The organism is Gaoshiqia hydrogeniformans (genome assembly GCF_049347105.1).
GTDB lineage: Bacteria > Bacteroidota > Bacteroidia > Bacteroidales > Prolixibacteraceae > Gaoshiqia > Gaoshiqia hydrogeniformans.
This window is the reverse complement of sequence record NZ_CP186334.1, coordinates 3,010,884-3,023,644: the sequence shown is the minus strand read 5'-3', so window position 1 is coordinate 3,023,644 and position 12,761 is coordinate 3,010,884. Positions and strand designations below refer to the sequence as shown.

Annotated in this window: 13 protein-coding genes; 10 read left to right on the top strand and 3 right to left on the bottom strand. The window is 38.7% G+C overall.

Annotation, left to right across the window (positions count from 1 at the left end):
- Positions 1-101 precede the first annotated feature (101 nt).
- From ACOIT5_RS12110 to ACOIT5_RS12070, 9 genes are all read left to right on the top strand, one after another.
- Complete coding sequence (locus ACOIT5_RS12110; RefSeq protein ID WP_423126423.1) at positions 102-950, top strand: MlaE family ABC transporter permease; 849 nt, start codon at positions 102-104, stop codon at positions 948-950.
- 14 nt (positions 951-964) lie between these two features.
- Positions 965-1,744 carry an ABC transporter ATP-binding protein gene (locus ACOIT5_RS12105; protein WP_423126422.1) on the top strand — a complete coding sequence of 260 codons (780 nt, stop codon included), beginning with the start codon at positions 965-967 and terminating at the stop codon, positions 1,742-1,744.
- A gap of 3 nt (positions 1,745-1,747) precedes the next feature.
- Positions 1,748-2,713: an MlaD family protein gene (locus ACOIT5_RS12100; RefSeq protein WP_423126421.1), complete on the top strand. Its 966-nt coding sequence runs from the start codon at positions 1,748-1,750 to the stop codon at positions 2,711-2,713.
- Between the two features lie 71 nt (positions 2,714-2,784).
- Positions 2,785-4,602, top strand: coding sequence for a hypothetical protein (locus ACOIT5_RS12095; RefSeq protein ID WP_423126420.1), 1,818 nt, complete (start codon positions 2,785-2,787; stop codon positions 4,600-4,602).
- Between the two features lie 128 nt (positions 4,603-4,730).
- Positions 4,731-5,174 carry a hypothetical protein gene (locus ACOIT5_RS12090; protein WP_423126419.1) on the top strand — a complete coding sequence of 148 codons (444 nt, stop codon included), beginning with the start codon at positions 4,731-4,733 and terminating at the stop codon, positions 5,172-5,174.
- Positions 5,175-5,674: 500 nt separating this feature from the next.
- A complete protein-coding gene (locus ACOIT5_RS12085) occupies positions 5,675-6,151 on the top strand; it encodes a universal stress protein (RefSeq protein ID WP_423126418.1) in 477 nt (158 codons plus the stop codon).
- Positions 6,152-6,222: 71 nt separating this feature from the next.
- Positions 6,223-6,618, top strand: a complete 396-nt coding sequence (locus tag ACOIT5_RS12080) for a hypothetical protein (RefSeq protein ID WP_423126417.1) — start codon at positions 6,223-6,225, stop codon at positions 6,616-6,618.
- A gap of 408 nt (positions 6,619-7,026) precedes the next feature.
- On the top strand, positions 7,027-7,389 hold the full coding sequence (locus tag ACOIT5_RS12075) for an RpiB/LacA/LacB family sugar-phosphate isomerase (protein WP_423126416.1): 363 nt from the start codon (positions 7,027-7,029) through the stop codon (positions 7,387-7,389).
- Positions 7,390-7,499: 110 nt separating this feature from the next.
- Positions 7,500-8,051: a hypothetical protein gene (locus ACOIT5_RS12070; RefSeq protein WP_423126415.1), complete on the top strand. Its 552-nt coding sequence runs from the start codon at positions 7,500-7,502 to the stop codon at positions 8,049-8,051.
- A 42-nt stretch (positions 8,052-8,093) separates the two neighbouring features.
- Here ACOIT5_RS12070 and ACOIT5_RS12065 read toward each other — a convergent pair whose 3' ends face one another.
- From ACOIT5_RS12065 to ACOIT5_RS12055, 3 genes are all read right to left on the bottom strand, one after another.
- Positions 8,094-9,416, bottom strand: coding sequence for a B12-binding domain-containing radical SAM protein (locus ACOIT5_RS12065; protein WP_423126414.1), 1,323 nt, complete (start codon positions 9,414-9,416; stop codon positions 8,094-8,096).
- 499 nt (positions 9,417-9,915) lie between these two features.
- On the bottom strand, positions 9,916-10,476 hold the full coding sequence (locus ACOIT5_RS12060) for a helix-turn-helix domain-containing protein (RefSeq protein ID WP_423126413.1): 561 nt from the start codon (positions 10,474-10,476) through the stop codon (positions 9,916-9,918).
- 437 nt (positions 10,477-10,913) lie between these two features.
- Positions 10,914-11,093, bottom strand: a complete 180-nt coding sequence (locus ACOIT5_RS12055) for a hypothetical protein (protein ID WP_423126412.1) — start codon at positions 11,091-11,093, stop codon at positions 10,914-10,916.
- Positions 11,094-11,509: 416 nt separating this feature from the next.
- Here ACOIT5_RS12055 and ACOIT5_RS12050 point away from each other — a divergent pair, with 416 nt between their 5' ends.
- Entirely contained in the window at positions 11,510-12,739 is a 1,230-nt protein-coding gene (locus ACOIT5_RS12050; protein ID WP_423126411.1) for a tyrosine-type recombinase/integrase, read from the top strand.
- Positions 12,740-12,761: the final 22 nt, after the last annotated feature.

The following is a 12,761-nucleotide window of genomic DNA, read 5'->3' as shown; positions in this document are numbered from 1 at the left end:
TTAATGTGTGAATGATGTAAATCTTCTTTGGAATTATGTAATGTATTGTCGGTTGAAGCCAACGACCTTTGTACAGTGAGATAACATTCAACCATTTTATAGTGAAAATTATTGATCCTGTAATAAAAAAGGTTAGAAAACTTCCCAATGTAAAAAAGCAAGTCATTAAACTTAGCGATAAAACCATTGAGAAAACGCAGGAAGCTAATGTTTTCTTTTCAAGAATAGGCGATTTCTTTTTGTTTCTTCGGCAGTTTGCCAAAGAAACTTTTTCCCTGGATTTTGAATTGAATGAATTCCTGCGCCAGTGTTTTCAAATTGGATACAAAACGTTGCCGCTTATTTCAATAACCGGCTTTATAATCGGGTTGGTGCTAACCATACAAACGCGGCCTGTTTTGGTCGATTTCGGGGCTGTATCCATGCTTCCGGGAATGGTCGCTTTATCAATCATTCGGGAAATGGGACCGGTTATTACCGCATTAATCTGTGTCGGAAAAATTGGCTCTGGCATGGGGGCCGAACTGGGTTCAATGAAAGTATCGGAACAAATTGATGCCATGGAAGTTTCTTCCACCCATCCCATGCGTTTTCTGGTGGTCACAAGGGTTTTAGCTGCCACGCTGATGATTCCCATTTTGGTTTTATATGCCGATGCTCTTGGAATTTTGGGAAGTTGGGCAGGTGCAAATATTAAAGGAAGCGTCACTTTTGTTTTGTTTTTCAATCAGGCATTCAGGGTGGTTGATTTTATGGATCTTTTACCTGCCGTAGTTAAGACATTCTTTTTTGGCGCTGTCATCGGGCTCGTGGGTTGTTACAGAGGTTATTCCGCAGGGCGCGGAACAGAAAGCGTGGGCAAAGCGGCCAATTCGGCCGTGGTGCTTGGGTCCCTGCTTGTGATCATTGTTGACTTAATTGCTGTTCAGATAACTGATATGCTTTTATAATAAAAACATAAGATATGATTGAAAATGAAACGGTTACTCCGGAAAGTGTAAAAACATCCGATCTGGTTATTGAAATTAACAACCTCAGTAAAGGTTTTGCCGATTCGCAAGTATTAAAAAACTTGTCGTTAAAGCTTTTTGAAGGCGAAAACCTGGTCGTGCTGGGAAAATCAGGCTCCGGAAAATCGGTTCTTATTAAATGCATTGTTCGTTTGTTAACCCCTGACCAGGGTACAATTACGGTACTGGGCAAAAATGTAAATGAATTAAACAGTAAGGGACTTGCCGCGCTGAGGGAAAAAATTGGTTTCCTTTTTCAGAGCGGTGCGCTGTATGATTCCATGACCATTAAACAAAACCTTGAATTTCCTTTACGCAGAATAAATAAGAAACTCACGAAAAAGGAAAGGGACCAAAAAATTGAGGAGGCTTTGGAGAATGTGGGTTTGGCCGACACGTTACACAAAATGCCCTCCGAGCTTTCGGGAGGAATGCGAAAACGGGCGGGCCTGGCGCGCACCATTGTTGTCGATCCGATGATTATGTTGTACGATGAGCCAACCACCGGACTCGATCCGGTAACTTCTGACGGAATAAGCGCTTTGATTAATGATGTTCAAAAAAAATACAAAACATCATCCATCATCATCACTCACGATATTGAATGTACCCGTGCCACTGCCGACAGAATTATCATGTTGCATGACGGCGAGGTTTACATGGAAGGGAATATCGATGAATTCGAAAATTCAACCGATGAGCTGATCCGGTCTTTTTTCAAACAAAAAACATAAAAAATGGAAAATCATACACCACGGTTTAAGACACGTCTGGGAATTTTTATTGCAGGAGGAATAACGATTTTTGTCATTGCGATTTTTATTATCGGCAAACAACAGAATTTGTTTAATCCCGTGTTTAAAATTACAACTACCTTTTTCAACGTTAGCGGCCTTCAGATTGGAAATAATATCCGGTTCTCAGGCATCGACGTTGGCATTGTCGATAACATTAAAATTATTAATGATTCAACAGTGCAGGTTGATCTGCTTATCAGAAAAGATATGCAGCAGTTTATAAAGGCTGACAGTTATGCGAGTATTGGTTCCGAAGGTATTATTGGCGACCGGGTGGTAATCATCACCCAGGGAAGTAATGATGCGCCAATGGCAAATGACGGCCAGCAGATTTTATCAAAGGAGCCTGTCGAGACTGATGCTATTATGATAAGTTTGCATTCAACAGCCGTTAATGCGGAACTCATTACACTTCAACTCGCTGAAATAATGACGAATATCAACAGCGGGAAAGGTACGCTCGGAAGATTAATCCAGGATTCAACCATTGCAGAAAATATCAATCAGACCATTGGTAACTTCAAAAAAAGTTCGGCAGGACTGGATGAAACGATAGATCTTACCAAAGAAAATGTGTTCGCTTTTATGGAGAGCCTGCAAAAAACTGCCGCAAAAACTGAAGTTGCCTCGTACCAGCTTGGTGAAATTATGATGAAAATAAACATTGGCGAAGGAGCCATAGGGATGTTGATCCAGGATACAACTATCGTAAAAAACATTGATAAAACCATTATTAACCTAAAAGAAAGCAGCAAAGGGTTGAACGAAAACATGGAAGCGCTCAAACACAACTTCCTTTTCAGGAGGTATTTTAAGCGAAAGAGTAAAGAAGAGGAAAAAAGAAAATGGAGGCAGAAATGTGATTACCGGTTGAAAATAAGTGAAAAAGACCGGGTAAGGGTTTAAGGCAAAAACAAAACGGAAGGCTTAAAATGGCAATCAGCGTGCCTGCGCCAGACTGTTTTTAATGGAGAACAATGTGGATAAAAAGTGTCAAAATATTGTTTTTTGTTTTACTGACTACAAATGATCTTGCATTTGGACAGGATATTACAGTTCAAAAAGATTCGACCCATCTTTACGAGAACATCGAAACCTATTCCGAAAGAAGCAAGTTTACCAAATTTATGTTCCGGCTGTTTTTTAAACCGACAGCACCACCCCCCGCGCTAGAAACACTGAATAAAAGGCTCGTACAGAAACCTTACGGTTCTTTTGAAGGGAAAATCATCAGGCAAATCAATATTGTAACGCTCGACCCGTTTGGATATTCTATTGGCGACACGATTGCGGCATCGCTCAACTATTTATCCAACATCGGAAACAAATTTCATGTTAAAACCCATCACAACACCATTCGAAACCTCTTGCTGATCCATAAAAATCAACCCTTCGATTCGCTGCTGGTAAAAGAGTCTGAACGTTTGGTACGCAGTATGAATTACGTCACCGATGTATCGTTTTATATAGTTGCAGCGCCTGAAACGAATGATTCTGTTGATATTTTCATCCACGAACTGGATAGCTGGAGCCTTATCCCCGGAGGCTCCTGGTCTTCTTCTCGCCTATCCTTTAAACTGAGAGAAAACAATTTCATTGGCACGGGCCACGAGTTTCGAAATGGAATCATTTGGAACCATTCAACCGGCGACATGGCTTACAGAATGAAATACTTTATCCCAAATATTCGAAATACCTATATTAATTCAACGCTGCAATATGGCACTGATGAATACGGAAATTTTATTAAAAATTTTGCCGTCGATCGTCCTTTTTTTTCCCCTTTGGCGAAGTGGGCAGCAGGTATAAGTTTTTCGCAATACCTTCATAAAGATACAATCCTGTCAATCAACTTTATACGCTATAAGTACAATGCACAAGATTACTGGGCGGGGAACGCCATACCTGTTTTCAGGGGAAATTCGGAATATAGCCGTACGACCAGGTTCATTTCTGCCGCGCGTTTTATCCGGATCCGTTTTATCGAAAAGCCCCCTGAAACGATTGACACACTCCGCTTTTACCGCGACGAGAATTTTTACCTCTCCAGCATAGGCGTAGCAACACGGTTATATGTAAAAGACAAGTATATTTTCAAGTTTGGAATAACAGAAGATGTTCCGATTGGAAAAGTTATCAGCCTGACTGGCGGTTATCAGGAAAAAAACAGTATTGGGCGCTTCTATGTTGGAGCGCGTTTTTCTTCGGGCAATTATTATACGTGGGGATACCTGAGTTCCAATATCGAATTTGGTACGTTCCTCAGGTCGGCGCAGGCCGAGCAGGGTGTTTTCAGGGCCGGCGTAAATTATTTTACAGGATTGATTGAAATCGGACAGTGGAAATTCAGGCAGTTTATTAAACCGCAGGTTATTATTGGCATCCACCGTACCGCTTACGACAGTTTGACAATTAATAATGAATACGGGCTGAGAGGTTTTAACAGCTTGGTTTTGTCGGGAACCAGCCGTTTCTTGCTTACGTCGCAAACACAATTTTATGCTCCGTGGAATCTTATCGGCTTTCATTTCGGCCCCTATTTAAACGTTTCGTTGGGTATGCTTGGCGATGCAGAAAAAGGTTTCCATGCAAGCAAGGTGTATTCGCAAATAGGATTGGGCGTTTTAATAAAAAATGACAACCTGGTTATGAATGCTTTTCAATTATCCATCTCTTTCTATCCGGTAATTCCCGGTAAAGGAAAAAATATTCTTAAAATGAACTCTTTTCAAACCACCGATTTCGGCTTTCGCGATTTTGAAATTGGGAAACCGGCGTCTGTTGTATTCCGATGAAATCAATTGTCGTAATATTATGTGAGAATGATGTAACTCTTATCCAGAATTGTGTAACATGCTTGCGATTGCCGAGTATTACCTTTGATTGTACAATCCAGTATTTAGAGTAATTTAAATCGAATAAGATGGAAACACTAACAACTTTAAGTAAAATGAAGATGATACTCATAGGTTTCTTTTTGGTTCTTCTTTTTTCACCGCTGAATTTATCTGCCAAAAAGTTCAAATTTAATATTTCGACCGTTGTTCCGGCAGCAGAGGGTTATGTGAAGGTTAAGGAAGATAGCAATAAGAATTATCACATTAAGATTTATGTAGCCAATTTGGCTGGAATTGAAAGGATGGAAAACTCGAAACTAACCTATGTCGTTTGGATGGAAACCGATCAGGGCAAAACTGAAAATTTGGGACAATTGGTCAGTTCAACCGCGCTTTTTTCAAGTAAATTGCAGGCTACCATAGAGACCGTGTCTCCTTATCAACCTGTGAAAATATTTATAACAACCGAGTCAGAGATCAACGTTGAATATCCTGGTCGACAGGTGGTATTAACAACAGATAGATTTTAGAATGAATCGATGTCACCATTGGTTTCATAAACCAAATGATGGCAAATTTCATTTTATCTGTCATTTCTTATATGTCAATAAAAAACAAAAACCATGAAAAATTTACCTTACATTATTGCAGGATTAAATATCCTTCGGTGGCCATTGTAACCATAGGGTTTCATTCCTTCAGGTAAATTGATATTCTTTTACCAGTAGCCGGATTTATTGTGCTTCTTCAAAACCTATTTCACAGTTAAACCTTTAAGAAACACTGACGTCGAATTTACTTTGATATTAATTGGAAAGAGCTTTATCTGATTATTACTGAAGCAAAAAATTTAGCCTAAATAACCGGGATAATATTGCTATAAAGATAAACAAGGATAGCTGCTGTTGACTAATGCTGATTTTACTCTTATTGAAATTTAGACTGTGCTCTTAGTTAGGTTGTTTTTGCTTAGTAGAATGCAGGTATGTACAGGAGATAACGTTGAAAGATAAATTAAAATTGAGTTCGGATGACAGCTAAAACAAAACAAGTATTGATTGCCTTGGATTATGATCCAAGTGCTCAGAAAGTTGCAGATGAAGGATTTTTGTTCGCCAAAACGATGAAGGCAAAAGTTACTCTGCTACACGTAATTGCTGATCCGTTGTATTATACTTCAATTGGACGGATTACCATCTTGGGATTCGCCGGGCATATGGATACTAGTGACAAATTTATAGAAGAAGAACTTCAGCCGGACGAAATATCAAGTCAATTCCTTAACAAAACAAAACAATATTTGGGAGATGATCGGATTCAGACTCAAACAAAGGAAGGTGATTTTGCGGAATCCATACTAGCGGTAGCAAAAAGTATTGATGCAGATGTTATTGTTATGGGTTCGCACAGTAGGAAGTGGTTCGAAAATACGGCCATGGGAAGCGTTACTGAAAGGGTCTTACTGTATACAACAATACCGGTATTGATTATTCCAACAAAAAAATAAAATCTGATTTTAACAGAATTATTACCGGGCTGTTCTGTAATAAAGTCATAAAGCACCAAAAATGAAACAAGATGAAATCAGCAAAACAGTTAGGAATTTGGATGGATCATTCAACAGCCAACATCATAGAATATTCAAATGAAAACGTAGTAATTATTTCGTTAGAATTAACCTCTGCCTTTCCCGAGCGGGTGCAAAATTTGAGAATGAATGAAAGTTTGATGCACAGTAAGGAGCAGAATCAACAAGCTGATTTTTACAAAAAGTTAGGTGGCCTGATAAATAATTACAAAGAAGTTCTTCTGTTTGGACCAACGAATGCAAAAACCGAATTATTCAATAGGTTAAAAGATGATCGTCAATTTGAAAAGATAAAATTTGAAATTATGTCGACTGATAACCTGACGGAAAATCAACAACAGGCTTTTGTAAAAGAATTTTACGGTAAGCAGAAAGGGAGCAACTGATACATAAAATGAATGGATCAAGGTCAAAGCTCTGATTGGGATGGTTTTCGATAGCTTGCTGATAAACAGTTCAATGGTCACGAGTAGGAAGAAGATTCGTCCCCAAGGTTGAAAATCGCATTTAGCTTCGTATAATTAAGAAAGGGAATAAACTGTGGACATAAAGACAGTAACGAGAGCAAGTAAAAGGATACTTTAAAGCATGCTGTTTATGCTATTAATTTTAGGCTGTGATACGAATGACGGAATGATGCACGGAAATAGAACGACAGGTATGTACAATTGGAATTGAGGATCCGTATTTATTGGTTTAGCAGTCGGTTTTTTTATCGGATTTCTATTTTGTAGAAAAAAACGATCAATGTTTATAATTAATCGGCCTGGTCAAAACCAAAATATTGTCTAAAAATGGGAGTAAAAGATTATAGAAAAGCAAAAAGAAGATTGGGCAGAAAACGAAAGCTAACTGTCGGAATAGCAGCAAATCATTCTGGGTTTATCGTGAAAACTCGGTTTATAGCCGAACTTAAAGCTACAACCAATAAGGTAGCTGGCGTTCGCAATGCATTGATTACCGAAAACTTCTCGGCTAAACATGGAGTCGAAAATATTTACATGAACCTGATGTGCCTGGATCAGCAAGTAAATTCAACCGATGAGCAATGCTGGACGCTGGTGCAAACGTTTCTGAATGCCAATTTTAAAGAGGAAGGCAAGTTGGGCCCTCGTTTATCCAAATTATTTGATTTAGAGCAGTTTGCAGAAACATAGACTCTGTTCGTCTCATGCAATGCCTATTTCCATGATTCGTTAATGTTTTTACAGTTTATTTCATAAGAAGAATACAATCTGCTAAAACAAAAAAATTAAATAAGAAAAGCATGAGCAGCAGAAGTAAGAATTCAACAGGTGGCAGAACGCTAAGGCAGAAGGCAGAAGAGTACCTGGATGGAAAATGCCACGAAATGGTTAAACCGGAGACGAAAATCGAAGTTAAAACGCTTCTACACGAATTGCAGATATACCAAATCGAATTGGAAATGCAGAACGAAGAGCTTCGTCAGGCAAATGAGACAGCCGAATTGGCCGTGAAAAAAAACACTATGTTGTTTGATTTTGCTCCGATGGGGTATTTTACGCTCGATACTGAAGGTTTAATCTGCGATTTGAACTTTACAGGTGCCGAAATACTTGGTGAGAAGCGCTTTAGTTTGATAAATACCAAATTTGAACTTTTCGTTTCTAATGAGTCATCAGCGGTGTTTGAGGATTTTCTTCGGATGGTCTTTGAGAGGAAAACGACTGAATCGTGCAAAGTGATGATGGGGATTGATCAAAAAAACTTACACCCTGTCTATTTGGAAGGAGTAGTTATTGATGATAAGCGGGAATGTCTTTTGTCCGCAATCGATATTTCCAAATTTAAAGAGTGAAACTCCAGATGGCTTTGAAGAATGCCTTAAAAAGCGCCAGTTCTACAGTCCGTAAACCTTTCGATAGTGGTAGCCATAAACGCTATAGGTAATGGCATCAACGATGGCTGTCGGCCGGGTGAAAAGTGTCCAAATAACCAGCTTCCAGTATTCCCTTCGTCCTTTATTTAGAAGTCCAATGATGAATACAGATTTCAGAAAAGCCCTAAAAAGTGAAAAACTGATCCTGGTTTGATGAGCGGATTTCCGGTTGTAATTCAAAAGCAGTTTTCGAAGCCTTTCATAGTAAGGTTTTACGCTGTAGATGTTATGAATAATTCGTTTATAGCCTTCCTGTAAAACTTTGGAATCCATTTTGGGGATAAAATTCATCGACATATCTGTATTGTTGCCACTTGCTTCTGTTGTTAGCCTGTTTTCAGCCTTCATTTGATTATACAATTTTGTGTTTTTGGGAGCATTTAATAACCCAACCATTGCCGAAACAATACCGCTTTGCTGGATAAAATCAATCTGACGTTGAAAAACAGATGGTGTGTCGCTATCGAAACCAACAATAAAACCACCGGACACTTGCATGCCTCCTTTTTGAATTTTCCGGATACTTTCGAGCAGGTCGCGGTTCTTGTTTTGCACTTTATTGCAGTAACGCAGTGAGTCTTCGTCAGGGGTTTCGATGCCAATAAACGTTGAATTAAATCCTGTTTCTACCAGTAAATTCAACAAATTCGTATCATCAGCTAAATTTATCGAAGTCTCAATATTGAAGCTAAATGGGAACTTGTGATCTTGCATCCATTTTTTCATAGCTGGCAAGAGATTTGTTTTCAGTTCGCTTTTGTTGCCAATAAAATTATCATCCACAATGGAAACGGGGCCCCGCCATTTGATTTTGTGAAATAAGACATCCAATTCATTAATGATTTGTGAAATGCTTTTCATCCTGACTTTATGCCCCAACACGGTTGTGATTTCGCAAAAACTGCAGGCGAATGGACAGCCACGGGTGACCTGAATATTCATAAATGCGTAATCTTTGACCGACAATAAATGAAAATCGGGTACAGGTGTTTGTGTAATGTCGGCAAACTCATCGGTTTGGTAAAGCCGTCTGGGCTTCCCCATACTTAAGTCCTTTAAAAACGGAGCTAAGGTGATTTCAGCTTCGTTTAAGATGAAATGGTCTACTTGAGGGTAGTTGTCGTATTCCTGGGTAAATAGTGGACCTCCTGCAACTATTTTGGTACCCCACTTCACACATTCGGCGATGACTTTACTTACGGATTCCTTTTGAATATACATGGCGCTGATGAAAACGTAATCAGCCCATTGAATGTCGCTTTCATGAAGTTTTGACACATTCATGTCCACCAATTTTTTTTGCCATGATGAGGGGAGCATGGCTGAAACCGTGATCAACCCGAGTGGTGGTACAGCAGCCTTTTTGGAAATAAACTTTAAAGCATTCTTGAAACTCCAAAACGATTCGGGGCACTGTGGATAGATCAATAATATGTTCATCTCATTATTCTAAATTTATGGTTAAATTCAGAAGCTATTTGTAAAGAGGAAGGAATGAAAAGATGAACCTGCAAGCCTTCAATCCTTCTAATTGCCGATTGAAAAATAGGAGCGATGAATCGTTCAAAGGGATCTACCAAACAGTATTTCCCCTTTCATTCAAAACCAAACAAATTAGCTTGTTATAACTCGAAACGCTTAGCGTACGCCTATTTACAGACTATTAGTACACCGAAAAATAAAAACAAGAGCTTATTTTTCCGGTTATAGAGATGTCAGGATATAAAATTCAGGAATTCGAATGGCTTTCTCGTTACATTATTCTGAAAAATTGTTGCATAATTCACACATCTTTTAGTATGTCCTGTCTTTTCCCCTTGAGCCTTTTAAAATGAGAGGGAGTTAATCCGGTAATTTTTTTGAATTGATTGGACAGGTGGGCAACGCTGCTATAGTTCATTTTGTAGGAGATTTCGGTGAGATTTAACTCATCATATACAATCAGTTCTTTTACTCGCTCTATTTTGTGGGTCAGGTAAAATTTTTCAACGGTAATGCCATTGACTTCAGAAAACAGGTTTGCCATATATGTATAATTATGATTGAATTTTTCGCTTAGGTAGTCTGAAAGATTAACCTTAATTTGATCATCTGTATAATACACCAATTCGATAATCGTGCTTTTTATCTTTTCAACCAAAATACTTTTCTTGTCTTCCATCAAAAGCAGTCCTGATTTTTCCAAGGCGACATTCAATTGTTGTAGTTGCAATGGCTGGACATCGCCAATAAGATCAGCTTCCCCGATTTTCACGGAGGCATATTGCAGTCCAATTTTTTCAAGTTCTGCCTTCACCACCATCTGGCAACGGATACAAACCATATTTTTGATGTAGATTTTCAATGCAGTATTATTATAGTAGCAAAGTAAAGTTACACCTTTTAACCGTCAACTCGGCGAATTTGATTTTCAAGTCCTTGTTTAATGGTCCTCTTAAAAATCGTTTTGTCTTAAGGCTCAGCATGAAAGATAGCAATAAGCTGATTGTATATACGATAAGAAATCAAAAATGTTGAATCGGAGAATTGCCGGGTTGGTAAAAAAGTGGATGGTGTTTTTTGCCGATATTGAGAGGCTGTTTGTCTCCTTGAAACACATCACCAAACCATAATTACCTTCTTCAATTGCAGAAAGATTGATGCTACAGATACCCCCAATTCTTTCAGATAGCTGTTCATTTTCTGATTGGTCGTTACAGGAAGTAAAATGTCTTTTCCTGATTTTTTGAATAACCTTCGTATTTTTTCAATATCTCCTTAGCCTTTGGAAGTAAAGGCCCGTCATCTGTTGCTCGTTTTTGTCCAGTCAAATAACGATCCATTCGTTCGTTCAAGACCCTTGCCGGTAGACATTTCTGCAACTTGCGCCCCGTAGTAAATTCCCGGATAAACTGGTAGTAGTCCATTTGCCATCGGTACATCTTTGCGAATAAAAATTTGAATTTTGACTTTAACCTTCATGGCTCACATGACTTTAAGTTGACATTTACAAATTAGTAATCACAAGATTTATCATAAATATCAAGACGAATCAACTGAGGTCAAATCCGATGAATGAACTAAGTCAAATTGAACATCCAATCAGGAGCAAACTAACATCAAAAGTTTCAGACAAAAATGGATTGATTTGGAAAGCGGTTAAATAAAAACCGCCAAACATCGTTCGATATCCGGCGGTTTGTGCGTTTTTAGCTTTATAAAGCTCCCCAGGTAGGACTTTTTGTATATAAAGACACAACAAGTTATATGCCTATAAAAACCTATAAAACAGGCATTTGAATAAAAATTTACATTCTATCTTCAGTCACAAAAGCTTAATTTCATTCTTTATTCTCTCTTTTAAATTCTCTTTCATAACTTTGGTGAAAACTTGAGATATGTCCAGGCAAACACAACCAAAGGTAACGTTTTATATCGATAAGAATAACCGGAACAAGAAAGGATTTGCACCAATAAAAGCAAACATCACAATCAATTACAAGAACACAACCAAAATAATTGATCATATCCTGCCCTCTGAATGGAACCCGAAACAACAACGGGTGAGACCGCCCCGGCCGGGTAAGACCAACGGCCACGAATTAATAAATAGCACGCTGGAGAGACTGGAAAAAGATTTTGAAGACTTTACCAGGCGTTGCCGAATGAATAAAGTTGATCTAACCCCAGCCATTGCAAAAAAATTTCTGAATGGTGAAAGGAGCCTGACAGAAAAAGCATTCTGGACGGCTTATGATGAATATTTGACATCAAAGAAAGTAGAGCCGAAAACCAAGCAAAACTATACGCTATATTACACGAAGTTAATAGAGTTTGAAAAGGAAACCGGATACTATATCGACTATAAAACGATTGATACCGTATTCTTTGAAAAGTACCAACATTACATTTTAACCGAAAAAGGCTTGGGCTGGAACACCTTTGCAACGGCTATCAAAAAGCTTAAATTCTTTTTGAACTGGAGCATTAAACAAAAGTATCACGACGAAACCGGGTTTAAAGAATTTTCGGCCACTGAAAAAGAGCCTACAATCATATTCCTGACGATGGATGAGCTGTCAACTTTGTATCATCACGATTTTGAAAACAAGCGATTGAACCAGGTGCGGGATAAGTTTTGTTTTGGTTGTTTTACAGGCCTGGCCTTTTCTGATCTGGATTCGTTGACCAGGGAGCACATCAACAACGGAACACTTACCAAGCTCAGGCACAAAACAAAAATACCACTGGATATTGAGTTGGCAGGACCGGCCATCGAGATTATTAAAAGATACCAGGACAAATACAAGGCCCTCCCGAAAATAAGCCACCAGCGGTTTAATGAGTACATCAAGGAATGCTGTGAAAAAGCAGGAATAATTACTCCCACGGTTTTCAAAGATTTTACAGGGGGAACAACAACGGAGAAAATTGAACCCAAGTACAAGCTGATCGGATCACATACCGCCCGGAAAACGTTTATCAGCAACTTTTACCACAATACAAAAGATATGAACCTGACCAAGAAAAATGCCGGGATCACCCAGGATAAAACCTTGCGCCGGTACATGGGATCGGATAAGAACATGGAAAAAGAAGCCATGAATAAAGCCTTTGGAAATATCTAATAGTTTCCTTTTGTGAAACTTT